Consider the following 22152-nt stretch of genomic DNA (forward strand, 5'->3'; position numbering starts at 1 on the left):
ATTTAGATTGGAGAAAGGCTTGTTAAGTTTTTAAAAGTTATACAATTTTTAATTTGATTATTTTATTAATCAAAAACTTAAAAATAAGTTTACATAAATGAGGCTCGATTGTTTCATTGTGTAATTTATGTCAACCTAAAAAAAGGCCACCGCTTAGGTGACCTTTCATTTGAAATTTTAATTCGAGGCTTTGCGTTTCATCTGATCAAAGAAGTCATCATTGGTCTTGGTTTCTTTCATACGATCCAGTAAGAACTCCATCGCTGCCAATTCATCTTGAGTATGCAGCAGCTTACGCAGAATCCAGACTTTGCGCAGATTGTCTTCTGACATCAGGCGTTCTTCACGGCGAGTACCAGATTTCTTGATATTCATCGCAGGGAAGACACGTTTTTCAGCAATACGGCGATCCAGAGTAATTTCCTGGTTGCCTGTACCTTTGAATTCTTCGTAGATCACTTCATCCATCTTGCTGCCTGTTTCAATCAGGGCAGTAGAGATAATGGTGAGTGAACCACCTTCTTCAATATTACGTGCAGCACCGAAGAAACGTTTAGGACGTTCTAATGCATGCGCATCTACACCACCGGTCAAAACCTTGCCTGATGAAGGAATCACCGTGTTATACGCACGTGCCAGACGGGTAATCGAATCCAGTAGAATCACCACATCTTTTTTGTGCTCAACCAGACGTTTGGCTTTTTCAATCACCATTTCAGCGACTTGAACATGACGTGCAGGTGATTCATCAAAGGTCGACGCAACCACTTCACCGCGAACGGTACGTTCCATTTCGGTGACTTCTTCTGGACGTTCATCAATGAGAAGCACAATCAGAATAGCTTCTGGGTTATTACGAACAATCGATTGCGCAATACTTTGCAGCAACATGGTTTTACCGGCTTTTGGCGGTGCCACAATGATTGAACGTTGACCTTTACCAATCGGTGCCACCAAGTCGATCACACGTGTGGTTAAATCTTCAGTGGTACCATTACCGAGTTCCATCACCAGCTGTTCAGTCGGGAACAATGGGGTCAAGTTTTCGAATAAGATTTTATTACGTGAATTTTCAGGGGTGTCGTAGTTAATCTGATTAACTTTAAGTAAGGCAAAATAACGTTCGCCTTCTTTTGGTGGACGAATAGTGCCAGTAATGGTGTCGCCAGTACGTAGGTTAAAACGACGAATTTGAGAAGGACTGACATAGATATCGTCAGGGCCTGCTAAATAAGAACCTGCGGCTGAGCGTAAAAAGCCAAAACCATCTGACAAAATTTCTAGAACGCCATCACCAAAAATCTCTTCGCCATTCATTGCATGACGTTTTAAGATGGCAAAAATAATGTCTTGCTTACGGTTACGCGCCATACCTTCAAGGCCCATAAACTCGGCAATCTTGATGAGTTCGCCAATCGGTTTTTTCTTGAGTTCGGTTAAATTCATAGGTGGTCAGATAGAATCAAAGTTCTGAGGTACAGGTTAGAAAGGGAGTAAGATTCGGCCGCATACAAGCATTCAAACGAAAGCAATTGAATTTGCAAAAGAACAATTCAGAGATCTGTTTGAGTGTTTCAAAGAAAAATGTGAAAAACAATTTCTATTGCCGAGCGGCATCTTATGTAATGTGTCTTGTAAGAAATTGGCAGGATTTAAGATCCTTTATCTCTTGAGTAGCAAATATAAGAGAAAATGTCGGCTTTGTCAATTTATAGCCGAAAAAAATACGCGATTGTCAGTCGCGTATTTTTTACTGAAAATGCTGGGCTTAGATATTGTCATCAATAAACGCAGTCAGTTTAGATTTTGGCGCAGCACCCACTTGAGTTGCAACAACTTCACCATTTTTGAACATCAACAAAGCCGGGATATTACGGATGTTGAAATTTACGGCAGTTTGTTCGCAAGAAGTTACGTCAACTTTCACGATTTTAACTTTGCCCTGGTATTCATCAGCAAGCACTTCTAGTACGGGTGCAATTGCTTTACATGGTGCACACCAGCCCGCCCAGAAGTCGACCAGTACAGGTACGTCTGATTGAAGAACGTCTGCTTCGAAGTTTGCGTCAGTAGTGTTTACGATGTTGCCAGACATGGAATGTGCTCCAGATTAATATTTTAAAGATAACTAATTATTAGTATTACATAGCCATCTTTAACAATGTAGGGGAATCTGTAAATTTTCAATGCTTAATGTTATTTTGTCTAATGGATGATCACGATAGTGATGATCGTGTCCTACTATTGTTCCCGATATAAAAAGAATCATGCATCAAATTGTCGCTACAAATGGCTTTTAAATTGCATGCATGTGAATTACTCTAAGCACAATTCGTTAAAGGTTTATTTCCGGAATGTCTGACTTTTTGATTGATGAAGAATTACTTGCCGCCATCGATATGGGATCAAATAGCTTTCATTTGGCCATCGCACGTGTAGATCATGGCGAAGTTAAAAAAGTGGCATCAATGTCAGAAAAAGTTCAGCTTGCCGCCGGACTCGATGAAAATAAAAATTTAACCGAAGCTGCACAGCAACGGGGTTTGGCCTGTCTGGCACGTTTTGTCGGACGTTTAGGTGCAGTTCAGCCAAATCGTTTACGGATTGTGGCGACCAATGCCTTGCGTCAAGCCAAAAATGGGCATGAATTTATTCAAAAAGCTGCAGAAATTCTACCCAAGCCAATCGAAATTATTGCCGGCCGTGAAGAAGCCCGTCTGATTTATCTCGGGGTTTCGCATACCATGGCCAACAGTGGTCGTCGTCTGGTGGTTGACATCGGTGGCGGTTCGACTGAGCTGATTATTGGTGAAGAGTTCGAGCCGATTCATACTGAATCGGTGCAGATGGGCTGTGTCGCCTTTACCAAGGCTTATTTTCAGGATGGTGAGATCAGTGCCAAAGCTTTTGATAAAGCGGTTACTGCGGCGCGTAAAGAAATCTCCGGAATTGCCAATACCTATAAAGAAGCCGGCTGGGATGCGGTGGTCGGTTCCAGTGGCACGATCAAGGCCTGTCGTCAGATTTGTATCAATATGGGCTGGAGCAATGACAAAGAACAGCTCACCCGTGAAGGCCTGGAAAAACTCAAAGACAAACTGCTCAAATATAAATATGTCTCGGATATGGAATTCGAAGGTCTCAAAGAAGACCGCCGCGCGGTATTGCCGGCTGGGATTGCCATTCTCTATGCTGTGTTTGATGTGCTCGGAATTAATCATCTGGTTTATTCGGATGGTGCGCTGCGTGAAGGCGTGATGTATGACTTGCTGGGCCGTTTCAAGCATGAAGATATCCGTGATCGTTCCGTACATGCCCTGATTGGTCGTTATAATGCCGATGCCAAACAGGCCGAGCGTGTGGTCCAGACTGCACAAAAACTGTTTAATGACGTGGAACATGAACTGGGCCTGACGATAGAGGATAGCGATCTGTTACGTCGTGCTGCCTATCTGCATGAGATTGGTTTGGCGATCAGCCATAGTGGTTATCATCGTCATGGTGCCTATTTATTACAACACTCCGATATTGCCGGTTTCTCACAAGTCGACCAAAATCATTTGTCACATTTGGTCGCACACCATCGCCGCAAATTGCGCGTTGATGCCAAGCATGATGTGATGAAAGTCGGTGGATCGAAACTTTTATGGTTATGTTTGCTGCTTCGTCTGTCGGTTTTGGTCAATCACAGTCGTAGTGATGAGATGCTTCCTGCCATTGAACTCAAGGTTGAAAATGCGCAACAATGGCAGCTCAGCGTGTCTGGTGATGCCCGACAATGGCCATTGCTGGTGGCTGAACTGCATGATGAACAGCAGCAATTTAAAAATTGGGAGATTGAACTCTCGATTCAATCCGAACAGTTTGTTAATTAATACCTTTATAGGGATGAAAACGGTTAACCTATGAAAAATAAAGCGACTCCATCAAAAGCATGGGCGACAGTGCAGATTGCACGTCATCCGGAACGTCCACAATTTCTGGACTATGTGGGTGAAATATTCACTGAATTTGATGCTTTACATGGTGACCGCCTATATGGTGATGATGGTGCGATGATTGGTGGTCTGGCTCGTTTTGATGGTCAACCGGTGATGATCGTCGGTCAGCATCGTGGTCGTAGTACCCGTGAAAAATTACAGCATAATTTTGGTATGAGTAACCCTGAGGGTTATCGTAAGGCGCAGCGTCTGTTAGATATGGCTGAACGTTTTAATCTGCCAGTCTTCACCTTTATTGATACCATGGGTGCTTATCCGGGAGTTGGTGCAGAAGAACGTGGTCAGGCAGAAGCCATTGCCACCAGTCTGGCGCAGCTTTCTAATTTGAAAGTACCGGTGATTGCAACTGTACTCGGTGAAGGCGGTTCAGGTGGCGCACTGGGTATTGGTGTGGCAGACCGTGTGGTGATGCTGTCTCACAGTATCTATTCAGTGATTTCACCTGAAGGCTGTGCATCGATTCTTTGGAAAACTGCCGAAAAAGCCGAACAGGCCAGTGAAGCCTTGGCGCTGACTGCAGAAAAATTGCAGAAAATGGGCATTGTAGAATATGTGGTAGATGAAGGTGAGGGCGCTCATTTAAATCCGGATCATGTGATGAACAGCTTGAAAGCAGTGTTAAAAGAAGCTTTGAATGAACTGCAACCAATGGAAGCGCAAGCACGATGCGAAGCACGTTACCAACGTTTAATGAAGTTTGGCAGCGACAATTTAGGTCTGGTTTCTTAAAACAGCTGCAGGGCTTTCCTGCAGAGACAAAATTTCTCATCGGGTGCAGTGGCGGCGTAGATTCTATGCTGCTACTGCATCTGATGTTTTTTTTATGCCCGGAAAAAGTTCGGGCGATTTATATCGATCATCAATTACAAGCTTTTAGTGCAGATTGGGGCAAGTTCGTGGCAGATCGATGCCAGCAACTGAGTATTCCCTGCATCATCCAGCCGGTTCAGGTCGAAAATGGCAATCTGGAACAGCAAGCGCGTCATTGCCGTTATCAGGCTTATTTACAACATTTGCAAACGGATGAAATTCTGGTGTTGGCGCATCATCAACAGGATCAGGCAGAAACCTTAATGCTACGTTTATTGTCTGGTGCTGGCGTGGATGGTTTGGCGGCCATGAAACAGGTTGATGTACGTGAAAATCTCACCATTTGGCGGCCACTGCTGGATATTTCCCGTGAGCAGATTTGCCAATGGGCAAAACACTTAAATATTCAAAATATTGAAGATCCGAGCAATGCTGATACCCATTATGACCGGGCCTGGGCACGCCAGACCTTGTGGCCAGTTTTGAGTGAACGTTATCCGAAAATGCAGTCTGCGCTGGTACGCACCAGTGAACTGATGCAAGATGCCCAGGAAATTTTGCAAGAAGTATTACAACAAGATTTACAGGCGTGTGGAACCGATACGCAACTTGATTTGTCTAAACTTCTACAACTGTCAAGATCACGGCAACGCCAGTTACTCTCCGCCTGGATGAAAGGCGAAGCGCAGTATCGCCCCTCTTTAGATATGGTCGAGCGTCTGCAACGCGAGGTAATTCATGCCAAACCCGATGCGCAGGCGGCCTTACACTGGAAAGATTATTACTATGTACGCTATCAGCAGCAACTATATCGTTTGACAGAAGAGGTTTATTTGGCCGAGCAGCAACAGCTTCAAACTGGCCTAAAAACCTTGAAAATTGCGTTAAAAGATCATGTGCAGGTCTTGTCCGGAAAATATGTCATTGAATCTGCAAAGGTGGGTTTATCCGCAGCATTATTGCAGCAGCCCTTATACTTGCAGCAGCGTCAGGGGGGTGAAAAGATCCATCTCTATGGTCGTGTTGGCGCCTGGCCGCTGAAAAAAGCCATTCAGGAAGCGCAAATATTTCCTTGGGTTCGGCATACTATTCAAATATTAAGCACAGATAATGTTATGCTAGGCGTGTTTACCCCTAAAGGATTTTGGTTGGCCCAATCTGCATATTGTGAAGCAGGGGGATGGCTGCCGATTTCGGTTTCTTCAACTTTAGAACTCAACAACGAGCATTAAACATGAGTGCAGCTTTAAATTGTAATATTAGTTTTATTGGTGGCGGTAATATGGCCCAAGCCTTAATTGGCGGCCTGATTTCGCGTGGTTTGCCAACAACACGTATTACAGTTTCTGATCCGGTCGAACAAGTCCGTGCCTTACTTGCGGAAAAAGAAATCAATGTGACCGATGATAATAGCGCTGCAATTCAGGATGCAGATATTGTGGTGTTTGCGGTAAAGCCTCAAGTTTTGGCACAAGTGTTACAGCCTTTAAAAGGTCTGGTCAATGATAAGCTGATTATTTCCATTGTTGCCGGTGCGGAAATAGCGACATTGGCAAGCTTATTGGGGACAGCGCGTATTGTACGGGTCATGCCGAATACGCCAGCCTTGGTACAAACCGGGGCGCATGGTCTATACGCCCATGAAGATGTAGAAAATAGTGACCGTGATTTGGCCAGTCAGGTTTTAGCCTCTACGGGCTTGACCATTTGGGTGAATTCAGAAGCGCAAATTGATGCGGTGACTGCTGTATCGGGTTCGGGGCCGGCTTACTTTTTCTATATGATGGAAAGTATGATTCGTGCGGGCAAAAATTTAGGGCTGGATGAAAAAGTGGCTACGGCGCTGACCTTGCAAACGGCTTTAGGTGCGGCACAAATGGCGATCACCAGTTCGAACACCCCAGCCGAGCTGCGTAAAAATGTGACCTCTCCAAATGGAACGACACAGGCAGCCCTTGAAGTCTTCGATCGCGCCCAGATTTCTCAAAATATTCAGGCCGCACTTGCCGCTGCACAAAAACGCAGTCAAGAACTGGCACAAGAGCTCAGTGAAAGCAGCAAATCTTCAGTTTAATTTTTAGGAACGTTCAAGTATGGGTGCAAATTCTGCGCTAATTTTTGGCATTATCATTAACGTCGCGATTTTGCTCGTATTCTTCCGATTTTTAATGCAATTGGCTGCTGTCAGCCCCTACAATCCCGTGGTTCTTTCGACTGTAAAAGCCACTAAAATTGTAGATGTGTTTGGTCGAATTTTCCCAACTTTGGCCAAAGGCCGTGTCAATACTGCCGCTTTGGCATTATTGGTGGTACTGTATTTGCTGAAAATTTTCGGCATGATGTATCTCTCTGGTGGCATGCCGAATGGTCCTGTGCATTTACTGATTTTGACCTTTGTCACCATGATGCAGGACTTGATCCGTTTCTGTCGTTATTTGATTTTCGCTACGATTATCTTAAGTTGGGTGGTGATGTTTACCCAGTCTCGTTCACCGTATATTGAAGTGGTTCAGGAGTTGGCTGAACCATTGCTGGCACCTTTCCGTAAGATTATGCCAAATATGGGGATGATCGATCTCTCTCCAATTTTTGCTATTTTAACCTTGATCATCATTGAAATGATCATGAATCAGGTGGCAATTGTATTGTTGACCGGACTTTAATCGGATTCAAATAAAAAGGACGCTGAGGCGTCCTTTTTATTTGCGCCTCCCTTTTCTAAAGGGAGGTTGGGAGGGGTTTAAATTTCCCCAAACCCCTCTTTTTCAAAGAGGGGCTTTACCTTACATCTTCCAACTCAAAATTATGGACTTCAAGAAAGGCATAGGAATAAGTAAATGAAATTTTCTCTTCCTTTGGGATGAGAAGCATTGCTGCGCAAGGGGGAGAGGGGGTTAAAACCAACCTGCATCCCCTTGCCGAATATATGCCTCATCTCCTATAGGGAGGAAGGGGCTTAAAGGCGCATTAATGCGCCTCATCCCAGTTTTTACCTTTACCGACTTCAACCAGCAACGGTACAGAAATCTGCAATACCGATTGCATGACTTCAGCCAGTTTCGGTGCCAATTCATCGGCAATAGCTTCATCGACTTCAAACACCAGTTCATCGTGGACTTGCAACAGCATTTTGGCCTGATCTTTTGGCAACATCTTGTCGACTTCAATCATTGCCATTTTAATGATATCTGCAGCCGAACCCTGTAGCGGAGCATTAATTGCAGCACGTTCTGCTGCTTTGCGCACCATCATATTACGAGCATCAATATCCGGTGTATATAAACGACGACCAGAAACGGTTTCGACAAAACCTTGATCGAGTGCCACCTGACGGGTGCGTTGCATATATTCATAAATCCCCGGATAACGATGGAAATACTGTTTAATGTATTCTTGTGACTCTTGACGAGTAAAGCCCAACTGACGGGTTAGACCGAATTCAGACATGCCATAGAGCAGACCAAAGTTCACGGCTTTGGCTTGGCGACGTTGATCATTTGTCACCTCTTCAAAAGCGATGCCCAAAACTTCTGCTGCAGTACGACGATGCACGTCCTGACCGTGATTAAAGGCATGTACCAAGGCTTCGTCTTGGGAAAAATGCGCCATGAGGCGTAATTCAATTTGTGAATAATCGGCAGCGAGCAGCACACGACCTTTCGGTGCTACAAAAGCTTTACGAATTTGACGGCCAATTTTTTCGCGAATGGGAATATTTTGTAAATTTGGATCTGTTGAAGATAGACGACCCGTTGCAGTCAGTGCTTGATGATAACTGGTGTGTACGCGGCCACTGTCATTATTGGCCTGTTTGCATAAACCATCAGTATAGGTGCTTTTCAGTTTAGACAGGCCACGATATTCCAAAATCAATGCGGCAATCGGATGATCCAGTTTTTCTAAAATACTTTCACTGGTGCTGTATTGGCCAGTCGAGGTTTTCTTGCCGCCTTTGAGGCCCAGCTTATCAAACAAAATTTCACCGACTTGTTTTGGTGAGCTGACATTAAAACTTTGGCCTGCTAATTCAATAATCTGGTTTTCCAGATTCTGAATGGTTTGTGCAAATTCTTCACTGAGCTGGTCAAGGAAATGCACATCTAACTGAATGCCATTTTCTTCCATTTTCGTTAATACACGTGCCACCGGCATTTCAATGCGATGCAAAAGCTGACTTAATTCAGGATGGACTTTGAGTTTTTCATCCAAAACTTCATAAAGACGATAAGTGACATGAGCATCTTCAGCAGCATAATGTGCGGCGGTTTCCAGCGGAATCTGGTTAAAGGTTTTCTGTTTGGCTCCTTTACCGGCAACTTGTTCATAGGTCGTGGTCAGATGGCTCAAATACAGACGCGCCACATCATCCATACCATGACGGGTTGCCACAGAATTCAGCACATACGATGCCAGCATGGTATCAAAATACCAGCCTGCCAAATGAATGCCATGGTTTTCCAGTACATGCGCATCATATTTCAGATGATGACCAATCTTCTGTACGCTGTCATCTTCCAGAATCGGCTTGATCTGTGCCAAGATGACTTCACGATTGAGCTGTTCCGGTGCGCCTTCATAATCATGGGCCAAAGGAACATAGTAGGCATCGTTGGCATCAAAGGCGACCGAGAAGCCGACAATCTGCGCGATACGATAATCCAGACTGGTGGTTTCAGTATCAAAGGCAAAACGTTTTTCGCTACTTAAGCGCGCAAACAGCTTGTCCCAGTCCTGCTGGCTTAACACGCTATGATAGGTCGCTTGACCCAGCTGATCATCGCCACTGGTCACAGAAGCATGATCTTCTGTGGTGTCTGGCAGAGTTGCCGGTTTGGCGGTAATGGATCTTGCCGCCTGTTTATAATTTGAATGATTCGGGTTGTTTGGGTGATCTAAGGATTGTAGCTGATTACGAAATTCCAGCTCGGTGTACAAATGACGTAAGGTCTCGACATTCGGCTCACCCAGTTTTAAATTGTCATAACCAAAGTTAAGATCCAGATCGATCACAATACTGGCCAGTTGATGGTCCAGTGCAATGCCATCCACATGCTCTTTAATATTTTGACCGACTTTGCCTTTGATCTTGTCGACATTTTCCAAAATGCCGCCAATCGAACCATATTCGGTCAGCAGTTTTGCCGCAGTTTTGGCACCGACACCTGGCACGCCCATGATGCCATCAGAAGCATCGCCCATCAGGGTCAGGTAATCAATAATCTGATTTGGCCATACGCCAAACTTTTCAAACACGCCATCGACATCCAGCGGCTTTTCTTTAAAGCTGTCTTCCAGGGTCACTTTGTCTGTGACCAATTGCGCCATATCTTTATCACCAGTCGAAATCAGCACCTGATGTCCCAGGGCTTCGGCACGTTTGGCCAATGTCCCGATAATGTCATCGGCTTCGGCACCCGGTAAGGTATGCAGGGGAATACCCAGCGCACGAATCAAGGCATGCAAATAAGGAATCTGTTCGGATAATTCCGTCGGCATGCTCGGGCGGTCACCTTTATAAATCGGTGAAAGCTCATGCCGGAACGTCGGTTCTGGCGTATCGAAAATCACCGCCATATGGGTCGGTTGGATCCGACGCATCAGTTTTTGAATAGCAGAAATCGCACCACGAATTGCATTGGTATGTAAACCGGTTGACGTGGTTAATGGTGGCAGTGCGTGAAAGGCACGAAATAAAAAGTAAGAGCCATCGACCAAGACAAATGGTGGCATGTAATCAATTCCTTATTCAAAATACAGCGCTATTGTACGTGATTTTTACTACGCTCGCTGAGGCGAGTCTGAGTTTACAGCTTAGCGAATATCGGCTGAAGATGAAATAAGCAGCACAAGCTGTTGTATGATGGAATGATTCAGGAAAGAGAAATATAAGAATGGCTGCAGGACGCAATGAGTTACGCATGATCTGGCTGATTACTCTGCTAATTGTTGGGATCAGTGCTTGGTATCTGGATTATCAGATTGTGACTTATCTGTGTGGTGTGGGTTTTCTCTTCAGTGTGATGCAATATGTCAGCGCAGTAGAAGCCCCGCTACAGCAACTGGCTGCACAGCAGCAGAGGTCTCTGGAACGCAATTCGAAAGTTCCTTTATATGTCTCTTCAATTATTGCCATTGTCGGTGGGCTGGCCGAGCTTGACTGGTTGATGGGCATCGGGATTACCGCCTGGGTGTTCTTTTTACTCCGATGGCTGCAACGTCTGGAAGGGCGCTTGATACAGTTACAGTCGCAATCTTATTCTGCCGATCCACCACCCTCGACACCACCGAACTGGTCTGATGCTGCACCTGTGACTGCTCAACCGGCTCTAAATTCTCAGTCCACGCCTAATCTCATCGATCAAGTGCAGCGCTGGATCTTTCAGGGCAATCCGGTCTTAAAAGTCGCCATTAGTATTTTAGTGATCGGGATTATTTTGTTGCTGCGTTTTGCCACCGAGCACTGGCAGCTGAGTCTGGCTGCTAAATTAGGTCTGGTTGCGCTTGCCAGTTTGTTTGTAACAGGACTGGGCTATCGGCTGATTCCTAAAAACCGCAGTTTTGCTCTGGCGCTGGAAGGATTAGGTTTAGGGAGTTTGTTTCTGACATTATTCTTTGCCTATTACAATCTGGTGATTCCAACACTACCGCTGGCAGCATGTGTATTTATCATCATTTTGGCAATGACGCTGTATTTAAGTCTGAAACAGGAAAGTATCGAACTGGCCATAATGGCTTTGCTGATTGCTTATCTGGCGCCGTTTACCTTGCCAATCCGAGATGCTTCCGCTGTTGAGCTGATCAGTTATTACTTGCTGATTAATGTCGGGGTGGCAGTGCTGAGCAGCTTCCGCCCCTGGAAAATTCTCAATCAGATTGCCTTTTTAATTACGGCGATTGTCGGTGGAATGTATAGCCTGATTCATGGTGATACTCATGAGCGTTATGCCATGACTGCGCTGATTCTGGCGCATAGTGCGCTGTTTATCTGGCTGGGTTTTCGTTTTAGCCAGTTGCTGGCACGACAGGATTTGTCCCGTTTTCAGCTAAAACCGGTACTCGACTTGGCCTTGATTTTTGCCGCACCGATTACTGCTTATATTTTTCTGTATCTGATTCACTTTAATCAGCCCGATCAAAAACTCTGGCAAGCCGGTCTAAGTCTGTTGTTCGCAGGGGTCTTTGCCACTTGTTGGACTTTATTGCGCCAAAAACAAACGATTCAGCTTATTTCACAAAGTTATCTGAGTCTGATGCTGATTTTTCTGGCACTGGTGCCACCGATCTTATTGACCGAACAATGGAGTGTGGTTGGTTGGGCTGTGGAAGGGGTACTAATTTATCTGTGGGCCTTAGAGAAAAATGTCCGGGTGGCGCATTATTTAAGTATGGGCTTATTGTTGATGGCCGGATTTAGCAGCCTGTATTATCTGGTCGAAATCAATCCCACACCGCGGATGATTTTCTGGATTTTGAGTCTGTGTTATGTGGTAGTGGTGGCGATCAGTCAGCTCAAAGAAAAATACCAGCAGCAACTGGATAGTCTGAGTATCAGTTTTTTAAGTAGTTTAAGTGTTGCAGCCAGTTTAATGCTCTTTGCTTTGCTGGAAGATGAATTTTCGAGTCAGCATGCCTATGTGTTGAGTTTATTCATCATCACACTGGGCTATGTGCTGTTGAATGAAATGATTCTGCGCAAAAATCAGCAATGGTCCTGGTTGCTACCGAAGTGGAGTGGTATCTCACCCTTGCTGGTCATTGCAGTGATTTTGACACTGGATCGCAGTCAAAATGCGGTGATTGTCTGGGATAGCGGTCTGGAGCGCGGGGTTTTTGCCCTTTCGGCGATGCTATTAGCGATTCTGTGGCTCAGACCGCTGGCTGGTTTGCAGCTATCCAAAGAATGGATGAGTTTGGGCGTTTTTAGCAGTTTGGCTTTGGCCAGTCTGTGTCTGATCCCGAGCATGCCTTATTTCAGTATGGTGATCTTACCTTTATTGTTTTGCCTGTGGTGCTATCGACAGGACCTGCAATCAGGCTGGCAGCAGCTTTGGCAAACCAAGTGTTGTTTATTGCTGATGGCCACTTGGCTGGTATGTTCACAGTTATTTAGTCAGCAAGCATTCCAGTATTACTGGTTGCCGATTCTGAATCCTTTTGACCTGATCAGTATCGCCATGTTTGCCAGTTTTATCTGGATGCTGTTGCAACAGATTAAGGTTGGCCGTGATAAAGGCATGATCGCAGTCTTGATGGTGCTGAGCCTGTTATGGCTTTCCAGCTATATGGTTTTAAGAGCTTTACATGTGTATTTACACACGCCGTTTAATGATCTGGAGCTATGGAGTAATGCGACGGTGCAACTCAGCTTGACTGTACTTTGGGTATTGCTGGCCTGGATCACCATGTGGACGGCGACCTTAAAAAACCTGAAGCCGATGTGGATTTTAGGCGGTAGTATTCTGGTGGTTGTGACCTTAAAATTGGTGCTCTTTGACCTGTCGCATATTGGCACCCTGACGCGAGTCATTTCCTTCTTGCTGGCAGGTGGGGTGATGCTGCTGATTGCCTATATTGCGCCGATGCCAGAGAAAACTGATTGAATCCTCTCCCTAAGCCTCTCCTTTAAAAAGGAGAGGGAATCGAAGGGTTATTTCAGATCAGGCTCTCTTTTGAGGGCCTTGTCATTGGCGTATTGGTCAATATCAACATTCTCTAAGGGGCGAGATAATGGATGGTCGACAAAGCCCATTTTCGGCACTGGAATTTCAATCTGATTATCGACAAAGCCATTACGAATCCGTTCCTGCATTTCATCACGTACTTTCAGATAATTTTCCTGCTGGCACCAGATCGCAAACAGCAACTCGATGGATGATTCACGAAAGGCGGTAACGGTAACTGCAGGTTTCGGGTCAGCTAGCACCAGTGGATATTTATTGGCGACATCCAGCAGCACTTCTCGTACTTTAATAATATCTTCGTGGAAATTGATCGCCAGCGTAATCGGAATACGCCGTATCGGAAATTTTGACAGGTTCTGTACCGGCGCCCGAATCAGCTGTTCATTCGGCAAACGTACATAGATATTATCCTGCGTGAGGAGTTTGACTGAAAGCAGGTCAATCGAAATCACTTCACCTTCAATGGTATGCCCACGAATCAAGGTGATTTGAATAGTATCACCGACTTCGAAAGAACCCTCACCAATCAGGAACAGACCGCTGATCAGGTTGGATGCCGAGGTTTGTGACGCAAAACCCAAGGCTACGGTGAGAATCCCGGCGGCGCCAAGGAAGACACTCAGTTTAAAACCGGCTTCTTTCAGGCTGGCCATTACAAACAGCAGAAAAATAAAATAGAAAATCCCGCGGCGCCAGACCAGCTTCTGATGGGCATTAAAACGTACCCCAATGGTTCGAATAAAGGTATTGGAAATAAAGCGCGCAATCAGGAAACCAATAAAACATAACACCACCGCGACCAAAATTTCGGTTAAACGGTCGGTATTGATATTGGTAAATACTCCCTTCAGGCTGTTGGTGACTTCGGTCGGAATATTTGAACTTGGCATCAGACGCTCTTAGAAAAATGAATCAAACATATTAAATAAAGCGCCCGCCGGATCACGCGGTGGATGCAGATAGGCGACTTCACCGGCATTTGGCGGGGTACGGTTCTCCACTCGAATACGCGGTGGACGGTCCGAACCTTCATGCAAGACCCGGATTTGCGAGGTCCATAAGCGCCCGGTACTTTCACTGTAAAATAAAGGCAGGGCAGGCACCGGGACATTCATCCGGTCAAAGCGCAATTGCTGGTTACTGGTATTGTGAAATTCAATCGGTGTAACCGCACGAAAAGCGCGTGGATGCAATTGTTTCAGTTCAGTTCTGCCATCGACTGCAGTGGCATAGCAGATTTCACCTGAGCGATGATTGGGCCCAAACCAAGTGTCTTTTGGCAAGATCACAGGGAGATCAAAAATTGGTTCGCGCTGACCCTCGACAAAACCGGCAATCCATAAGGGCGTGCTGATATAAAGCGTACCACGTTGTCCGGCAGGAATATAAATCGGATCAACCGGCTTGATCACCACCGAACGGTTTGCTAAACGTGGCATCAACTGTAATTTATTTTGGGTGGATTTGAACATATAACGTTCAATGTGCACCGGCGCTGGAAAGGCAAAGTTCGGATCATCAATCTGATGCCATTGCTGCTCATAATCATATTGCACCACAGGACGATAGTATTCCAGTCGCCATTCCTGAATGCCTCGAGTCAGACGAAACAGCAAGGAACCAAACTGCCAGGCTTTGGATTGATTTATTTCAAAAATCTGTTCTCCCCACCAGCGCATTTTCGCTGTATTCGGGATTAATTCATCTTTATCTTGCGGCAATGTTGGCACCCTTTCTTGCTAAATCTTTGAAAACATACTTCACGCTGTCATATGCTTAGAGTACACTCAATTTAAATTTTTTCATCATTATTATAATTCACGATGCAAGTACTTAAACAATTACAAATCCCATATAGCTTCGCCAAGCGCCATGGTGTGCTGTTGCGTTATGAGGGAGATCAGGCCTTTATTCTGCGTCGTGACAATACCTCGATGCTTGCATTGCAGGAAGCGCGCCGTCTGCTCGGTTATCCGGCTCATTTTCAGCTGTGCAGCGAACAGGAATTTAACCAGTTACTCAGCTCCAGTTTTGCCGGAGATAGCGGCGAATCACAACAGGTGGCTGCGGGTCTGGAAGATCATCCGGATTTACTCAGTCTGGCCGATTCCGTACCTGAAGCTGAAGATCTGATGGATCAGGAAGATGATGCGCCGATTGTACGACTGATCAATGCATTATTGTCTGAAGCGATTCGGGTCGGGGCTTCCGATATTCATATTGAATCTTTTGAGAAAAAACTGTCGGTACGTTTACGGGTCGATGGCCAGCTCCGTGAAATTGTCCAGCCACGCCGTGAACTTGCGCCGCTTTTGGTCTCGCGGATTAAAGTCATGGCCAAACTGGATATTGCGGAAAAGCGCATTCCACAAGATGGTCGTATTTCCTTGCGTCTGGCCGGACGTGAAGTCGATGTCCGTGTATCTACTTTGCCATCCTCTCATGGTGAGCGTGTGGTGATGCGTCTGCTGGACAAGCAGGCCGGTCGTTTAAATATGACCCATTTGGGCTTGATGAATAATGACTATGATCGACTGAAAACTCTGGTGCATCGTCCACACGGCATTATTTTAGTCACTGGCCCCACCGGTTCGGGTAAAACCACCACCTTATATGCCGCACTTTCTGACCTGAATGATGGTTCCAAAAACATCCTCACCGCTGAAGATCCGATTGAATATCAACTGGAAGGTATTGGTCAGACCCAGGTGAATACCAAAGTGGATATGACCTTTGCACGTGCCTTAAAAGCCATGCTGCGCCAAGATCCTGATGTGGTGATGGTGGGTGAAATTCGTGATCTGGAGACCGCAGAAATTGCGGTGCAGGCCTCCTTGACGGGGCATCTGGTGTTGTCGACCCTGCATACCAATACCGCGATTGGTGCTGTCACGCGTTTGAAGGATATGGGCATTGAGCCGTTCCTGCTTTCAAGTTCCCTGATTGGGGTAATTGCCCAGCGTCTGGTCAGAACGTTATGTCCGCATTGCGCGACCTGGCATGAAGCAGATGCTTTTGAAAAGAAACTGTTTGAAAATATTGAACATCCACAGGATTTAAGACTGCCGCAACCACAGGGTTGTGAACGCTGTGGCAATACTGGTTTTAGTGGGCGTACTGCGATTTATGAAATTGTGCCCGTCGATGATCATATGCGCCGTCTGGTTCATGGCAATGCGGCCGAATACGAAATAGAAAGTTATGCACGGCAGCAATCCGGTTCGATTCGGGATGATGGTCTGCGCAAGGTATTGGCAGGGAAAACTACCATTGAAGAAGTGTTACGGGTCACCAATGAAGCAGCAGAATAATTTTTTAATCTGCTGCTTTTAATGACTTATCCTCAGGATATCTGGATATTTACCAGAGGCTGACGATTTTTTTCATCAGTTGGGCCCGAAAAGGTGCAGTCGGATTGCCCGGATTCCGCTGAGTTTCATTTTCATAGAAGGTCTGCCAGGCCTGCGCCATTTCTAAAGTAACCCCATCCTGTTTCATTTTTTCAACATCGGCTGTGGTGACACGCTGGAAACGGACTTCGGCATCTTTGGGGCCAGCACCCCAACCAATGATACCTTTACCAAATTCAGGCAGAATCATATTGTTGGGTGTTGCAGGAATAGGCAGACGTTCAATCTCGGCATTAACTACAGATTTTACTTGGGGGCGAACTTTTTCTGAAATTTGCAGCTCTGCAAAAGAGGCAGTCGCAATGCTGAACAGGAGAGAACTAGAAATAAATAATTTAAACATAAGGTGATTTAAAATAAATTATTGCAAATAAGAATCATTATATATAAGTATTAAGATTTTTGCTTTTGTTTTGAAAATAGAATTGGCCTTTAAGGGAAGATGCAGCGATTAAAATTTTATAATAGCGCTCTAGCTATCCTGAAGCATTTTTTCAGGATAGCGGTTGAATCGAAAAATTAAGTAATGACGTTTAAGTTCACATCAATATTATTGCGGGTTGCATTTGAATACGGACAGACAATATGCGCGGCATCTACCAGTTTTTGCGCTTCTTGCTGATCCATACCTTCAAGATGGATATTTAAAGTCACCTCAATACCAAACCCGGTCGGAATTGGACCAATTCCTACATCACCCTCGATATAAGCATCTTTACTCATATTCAGTTTGTCACGATTGGCAACAAATTTCATCGCACCCAAGAAACATGCCGAATAACCTGCGGCAAAGAGCTGTTCAGGGTTGGTTCCACCACCAGGTCCCCCCATTTCTTTGGGCACGGCCAATTGTACATCTAAAATCTGATCGTCAGAGGTGGCGCGGCCATCACGACCACCTGTGGCTTTGGCATGTGCGGTATAGACGGCTTTTTCTAATGACATGAGCTTAATCTCTATTTATTGTTCATGGAGCTTCTATGCTCGGCGATTTTGCCTGAAGAATAAGCAGGGATTTTGTTAATTTATGCAAGTATCCGGGCAGGTTTCTTAAGAAAGTTGTAGCAGTTTACGATGTTGCATTAAAGGCATGGATTCACGGATTTTTTGCTGTTCACTTAAATCAAAGTCCACCGTAATCAAATGTGCGCCATCAGCATGGATCATATTCAACAGTTGGCCGCGGCTATTGGTGGCAGCTGCATGCCCCCAAGTCTGACGTTTTTCACCATGCCAGCCTTGTTGAGCAGCGCCAAGTACCGAACACTGGCTATCCATGGCACGGGTTTGCAGCAATAACTGCCAGTGCATTTCACCGGTGGTATAGGTAAATGCAGAAGGCGCAGTCAGGAGATTTGCACCCTTAGCACGTAAGCTTAAAGCCAGTTCTGGAAAGCGCAGGTCATAACAGACCATCAAGCCGATATTGCCAAAAGGAGTCTTGGCAACGACCACCTCTGTACCAGGCTCAAAGAATTTGGACTCCTGATAACCACCAACGGCATCGCCGACTTGCACATCAAACAAATGAATTTTGTCATAACGCGCTTCGGTTCGTTCAGGACTGATACACAGACTGACAGTACGCACCCGGCCATCTTGAATGATTGAACCATCCGGACGATAAGGGCAGGGCAAAGTCCCGGCCACAATCCAGGTTTGATATTGATGGGCAAGTTGTTCCAGACGTTGTTGAATGACTTCAAATTGTGCAGCAGTTTCGCGTTGTTTGCCTGCTGAGAAACAGACGAAATTTTCCGGGAAAACAATTAACTCAGCACCATTGGCCTTACTTTGTTGAATTAAAGACTCAATCTCCACAAAATTGGCGTCAATTTCATTTTGAGAATTCATTTGTGCAACAGAAAGTAAAGTCATGCGGTCCTCTTATATAGTCGTTATACCTTTTGCTCGGAGATTTTATCTAAATTGTCTTGCTCTTTCTGTAACTGTTTGACTAAAGGTTCAAACATATTCTGGTTGCTTTGATTTAGCTTCATCAAGGTTTTATGCGCATCCAGAACGGTATTGAGCATATTTTGATGCGTCACATGTTCTTCCATCAGCGCACGGGTGCAGACATTCGGATCGCCACAATAATTCAGAATCACAAACACCTGGCTCAGTCCCATACTGTTGGCCAAAGTAGTAATGTCGGAATTGGTAGAAAGCATAACAGCTTGAATATTATGTACTTGCTTGAGTTTCAGTCCTAACTTGGCCAAAACACCCAGTACGGTACTGTCAATAAAACTGGTTTCGGTGAGATCAACGATAGCGCCAACTACGTTGTCCTGCTGTTCAATTTTGTTCAGTAATTTGTCTAGACTAATACAAGATTGGGCACGCACTTCGCCGATAAGCTTAAAAATATGCGTTCCATTCAGACTTGCATATTCAACATGACCTGTTGACATATAAATGCCATTTGCAGAGAAGGATATTAAATTATCCCATAGGGTGTATTGATACTCAAGTAGCTGAAAGTGGTAATCAAATTAAGTGCTTATAAAGTCTGTAAATATACTGCTAATTTACGCGGATAAAGCTTAAAAAGGCGATATCGTCGGCCACATGTTCTGGAGCCTGAAATGACTCATTCTGCAAGTGATGTAATAATTGCGAAAATTGCTCATTTAATCCACCATCAAAGGGTTCCAGTGCACCATCTGAACAGATGATAAAACGGGCATTAGGGCTTAATACCCATTCGTTTTCTTCAACCTCAAGCTCTTCGGTCAGACCTAAAGGGAAGCTGCTGGTAGAGAAAATCTTAGGCTCTTGATTGGGTTCAAATATAATCGGTGGGGGATAATGTCCGGCACTGGACCATTTTAATACATGGGTTTCCAGATTTAAAATCCCGGCAATCATGGTGATGTGCTTTTCAATATTTTCCTGCATTAGCATGCCGTTAAGCTTTTTAATCAGCTCGCGCGGCGTTTTGGAGCGACCGTGAAAAGCAGCCATCCAGGACGTGAGTAAACTACTGGTGACGCCATGTCCAGATACATCGGCCAAATAGAAAATCACTTCTTTGTCGCTAATTTTCCAGTAATCATACCAATCTCCTGAAAGATAGGCTGAAGGCTGAAAATAAGTTTCGACCTCATAATTGGTCAGTTTAATCGGGTTGGGTAACAATCTTTTTTGTAGTTCTGCCGCAGAAGGCAGATCACGGCTATCCTGGTTACGTTTATATTGCGCATCAATTTTTTGCAGCGCCAGGTCAGGATTTTCAGGAAGTTTATTCCAGATCCAGCCTGCCAGCGCCCCTTGCTCCCAAGCCTGAGCCAACGCTGTGCCTTCATGCTCTAAGGCCAGCACAATGGTAGGCAGATTCCACTTATATTTCAGATAGTCATGTACATCTGCAATTGCGATAATCGTAGAATCATACAGCTCATGATCATCCAGATAGATCATCTGAATATGCGGAAGCGTATCAAGTACCTGATCTAAATAGGGAATATCACGAGTCGGTTGAATGAAATACATAAAAAAGTGATTCGATCTCAGGGTTGGTTATAAGATGTACTATAACAAGCAAGGTATTGCTAGCGAACAGATTTCACTAGCAATCATACATCAAGCATGAACTTAAAGATCTTCTTCTGAAGATTCAATATTGTTCTCATCAAAAGGTACATCTTCAGAACTATCTTCTTCGAAGTCATCTTCTAGGAATAGGGTATCTTGTTCTGTACCTTTCTTTTCAGCAATCGCGTAATTGGTGCGTTGCAAGTAAATATCCCGAATCTGGGCATAACGATCACCGGTCAGCACCCCTTCAACATCCAGTATTTCCGAGCGGTTATCAATGGCACGCCAGAACTGGTCGGTCCAGTAAAGCCCATCTTCATCTTCGAGAAGATATTTTTGTGGGCGGGTTTGACTATCTACAGCAGTACCAATCACCCCACGCACTGAACTTGGGCCTAAAAATGGCAACATAATATAAGGACCAGACGCAACACCGTAATAACCCAAAGTAGTTCCAAATCTCTCGTCTTCATGACTTAAACCAAGGCGACGTGCCGGATCAGCCAAACCTAAGGTCGTTAAAGTATTAATGGTAAAACGTCCCAAGGATTTTGCTGCGCGGGTCGGACGACCCTGAATCAGCTGATTGACCACATTCCAGGGTTCCCCCAGGTTATTACGGAAATTGGTGTAGCTACCGCGGACATCCTGTGGAACTTTCTCAACATACTGAACAGCTATAGGACGTACCACAGTACGGTCAATCGCATCATTAAACTGATAAATCTTTCTATTTAACGGTTGGAAAGGATCTTTGACTTCTTCAGCCTGTGCTGCACTGGCATCGACTTTTAGCTGTGTCTGTAATTGTTGTGCCTTGGCCGATATTTTGGTTCTGAGTGGCGTTTTCAAAGATTCATTTTCCACATCCGTGTTGACCTCTGCGAAAACATGTACGCTTGATACTAGAGAAAATAAGCATATAGATAAGTAAATAGAACGATGCATAAGGAAACCCGAGGCCTTGTCTGAGTAAGGAGCACTACTTATTAGTATAAAAATAATAAACGTTATATTCACGAATAGACATCATTTAAGCAAATTTGTATAAAAAATGAATGAAAATACACAAAAAGAGTAAAAAATGTACATGCAAAATAATTTTCTTGAAAAAGGTGTTGCAAGCGCTCTGAAATCCTGTAGAATGCACATCCATCGGCAGTGATGAAGATTAAAACTTCTGATAAAACAGTAACTTAGCACGAGGTGTTAAGATTGGGTTTTGTTGGTTAAGTTCAAATTAATTTGAATTACGGATTGACACTTTAGAAATTCAGTGTAATATAGCCGACCTAGCTTGCTGGTGACGAATCAGCAAGAAGATCATTAAGAGCTTATGAAGAACAACTTGTGTGGATTTTTACTGGTTGATCGATCGAAATTATTTTCATTGATTGATGGTAGAAATGACTCGAAGTTTATTTGAGAAATATTTGTCAGAAAATTGATGAGCCAAGATTGGTGTCCTTTAGGCACTACTGATTTTAAACTGAAGAGTTTGATCATGGCTCAGATTGAACGCTGGCGGCAGGCTTAACACATGCAAGTCGAGCGGGGAAAGGTAGCTTGCTACCTGACCTAGCGGCGGACGGGTGAGTAATGCTTAGGAATCTGCCTATTAGTGGGGGACAACATCTCGAAAGGGATGCTAATACCGCATACGTCCTACGGGAGAAAGCAGGGGATCTTCGGACCTTGCGCTAATAG

Annotated in this window: 18 protein-coding genes and 1 rRNA gene; 8 read left to right on the forward strand and 11 right to left on the reverse strand. The window is 44.8% G+C overall.

All coding sequences use genetic code 11. From position 1 onward, the window contains the following. Nucleotides 1-177: 177 nt before the first annotated feature. On the reverse strand, nucleotides 178-1446 hold the full coding sequence (gene rho, locus FTU42_RS02480) for a transcription termination factor Rho (RefSeq protein ID WP_005095808.1): 1269 nt from the start codon (nucleotides 1444-1446) through the stop codon (nucleotides 178-180). A gap of 322 nt (nucleotides 1447-1768) precedes the next feature. Then, a complete protein-coding gene (gene trxA, locus FTU42_RS02485) occupies nucleotides 1769-2095 on the reverse strand; it encodes a thioredoxin (protein WP_004278266.1) in 327 nt (108 codons plus the stop codon). 259 nt (nucleotides 2096-2354) lie between these two features. Here trxA and ppx point away from each other — a divergent pair, with 259 nt between their 5' ends. Genes ppx through FTU42_RS02510 form a run of 5 tightly spaced genes read left to right on the forward strand, consistent with a single transcriptional unit; the run spans nucleotide 2355 to nucleotide 7474 of the window. Then, nucleotides 2355-3875, forward strand: a complete 1521-nt coding sequence (gene ppx / locus FTU42_RS02490) for an exopolyphosphatase (protein ID WP_074384073.1) — start codon at nucleotides 2355-2357, stop codon at nucleotides 3873-3875. Between the two features lie 30 nt (nucleotides 3876-3905). Continuing rightward, on the forward strand, nucleotides 3906-4730 hold the full coding sequence (locus FTU42_RS02495; RefSeq protein WP_005095813.1) for an acetyl-CoA carboxylase carboxyltransferase subunit alpha: 825 nt from the start codon (nucleotides 3906-3908) through the stop codon (nucleotides 4728-4730). Further along, entirely contained in the window at nucleotides 4667-6043 is a 1377-nt protein-coding gene (tilS, locus tag FTU42_RS02500; protein WP_159138726.1) for a tRNA lysidine(34) synthetase TilS, read from the forward strand. The genes FTU42_RS02495 and tilS overlap by 64 nt, the downstream gene beginning before the upstream one ends. 2 nt (nucleotides 6044-6045) lie before the next feature. After that, nucleotides 6046-6885: a pyrroline-5-carboxylate reductase gene (proC, locus tag FTU42_RS02505; RefSeq protein ID WP_005095818.1), complete on the forward strand. Its 840-nt coding sequence runs from the start codon at nucleotides 6046-6048 to the stop codon at nucleotides 6883-6885. Nucleotides 6886-6904: 19 nt separating this feature from the next. Beyond that, complete coding sequence (locus FTU42_RS02510) at nucleotides 6905-7474, forward strand: YggT family protein (RefSeq protein WP_005095820.1); 570 nt, start codon at nucleotides 6905-6907, stop codon at nucleotides 7472-7474. A gap of 304 nt (nucleotides 7475-7778) precedes the next feature. Here the strand turns inward: FTU42_RS02510 and polA are convergent, their stop codons facing one another. Further along, nucleotides 7779-10541, reverse strand: a complete 2763-nt coding sequence (gene polA / locus FTU42_RS02515) for a DNA polymerase I (protein ID WP_159138727.1) — start codon at nucleotides 10539-10541, stop codon at nucleotides 7779-7781. Between the two features lie 161 nt (nucleotides 10542-10702). On the opposite strand from polA, the gene FTU42_RS02520 reads away from it, so the two are divergent. Further along, nucleotides 10703-13411 carry a DUF2339 domain-containing protein gene (locus FTU42_RS02520; protein ID WP_180082978.1) on the forward strand — a complete coding sequence of 903 codons (2709 nt, stop codon included), beginning with the start codon at nucleotides 10703-10705 and terminating at the stop codon, nucleotides 13409-13411. A 47-nt stretch (nucleotides 13412-13458) separates the two neighbouring features. Here FTU42_RS02520 and FTU42_RS02525 read toward each other — a convergent pair whose 3' ends face one another. After that, complete coding sequence (locus tag FTU42_RS02525; protein WP_005095828.1) at nucleotides 13459-14382, reverse strand: mechanosensitive ion channel family protein; 924 nt, start codon at nucleotides 14380-14382, stop codon at nucleotides 13459-13461. A 9-nt stretch (nucleotides 14383-14391) separates the two neighbouring features. After that, on the reverse strand, nucleotides 14392-15171 hold the full coding sequence (locus FTU42_RS02530; RefSeq protein ID WP_167381259.1) for a hypothetical protein: 780 nt from the start codon (nucleotides 15169-15171) through the stop codon (nucleotides 14392-14394). Between the two features lie 144 nt (nucleotides 15172-15315). Here FTU42_RS02530 and gspE point away from each other — a divergent pair, with 144 nt between their 5' ends. Next, the gene (gene gspE / locus FTU42_RS02535; RefSeq protein ID WP_005172539.1) at nucleotides 15316-16803 is read left to right on the forward strand and encodes a type II secretion system ATPase GspE; all 1488 of its coding nucleotides are present in this window, start codon (nucleotides 15316-15318) and stop codon (nucleotides 16801-16803) included. Nucleotides 16804-16852: 49 nt separating this feature from the next. Here gspE and FTU42_RS02540 read toward each other — a convergent pair whose 3' ends face one another. From FTU42_RS02540 to FTU42_RS02565, 6 genes are all read right to left on the reverse strand, one after another. Continuing rightward, nucleotides 16853-17245 (reverse strand): DUF4951 domain-containing protein, encoded by a 393-nt coding sequence (locus FTU42_RS02540; protein ID WP_005095834.1) that lies wholly within the window; start codon nucleotides 17243-17245, stop codon nucleotides 16853-16855. Nucleotides 17246-17421: 176 nt separating this feature from the next. Further along, on the reverse strand, nucleotides 17422-17847 hold the full coding sequence (locus tag FTU42_RS02545) for an organic hydroperoxide resistance protein (RefSeq protein WP_005095836.1): 426 nt from the start codon (nucleotides 17845-17847) through the stop codon (nucleotides 17422-17424). A gap of 105 nt (nucleotides 17848-17952) precedes the next feature. Beyond that, nucleotides 17953-18780 carry a carbon-nitrogen hydrolase family protein gene (locus tag FTU42_RS02550; protein WP_180082979.1) on the reverse strand — a complete coding sequence of 276 codons (828 nt, stop codon included), beginning with the start codon at nucleotides 18778-18780 and terminating at the stop codon, nucleotides 17953-17955. A 20-nt stretch (nucleotides 18781-18800) separates the two neighbouring features. After that, entirely contained in the window at nucleotides 18801-19319 is a 519-nt protein-coding gene (gigB, locus tag FTU42_RS02555) for an anti-anti-sigma factor GigB (RefSeq protein ID WP_004647542.1), read from the reverse strand. 112 nt (nucleotides 19320-19431) lie between these two features. Further along, entirely contained in the window at nucleotides 19432-20400 is a 969-nt protein-coding gene (gene gigA / locus FTU42_RS02560; protein WP_005095839.1) for an RsbU family protein phosphatase GigA, read from the reverse strand. A gap of 102 nt (nucleotides 20401-20502) precedes the next feature. Further along, nucleotides 20503-21393 carry a VacJ family lipoprotein gene (locus FTU42_RS02565; protein WP_005095841.1) on the reverse strand — a complete coding sequence of 297 codons (891 nt, stop codon included), beginning with the start codon at nucleotides 21391-21393 and terminating at the stop codon, nucleotides 20503-20505. A gap of 538 nt (nucleotides 21394-21931) precedes the next feature. Between FTU42_RS02565 and FTU42_RS02570 the strand changes: the two genes are divergently transcribed. Further along, nucleotides 21932-22152: ribosomal RNA gene (locus tag FTU42_RS02570) — 16S ribosomal RNA — on the forward strand; the annotation flags it as partial.

Origin of the sequence: Acinetobacter sp. YH12102, from assembly GCF_013419125.1 — a bacterium.
GTDB lineage: Bacteria > Pseudomonadota > Gammaproteobacteria > Pseudomonadales > Moraxellaceae > Acinetobacter > Acinetobacter pseudolwoffii.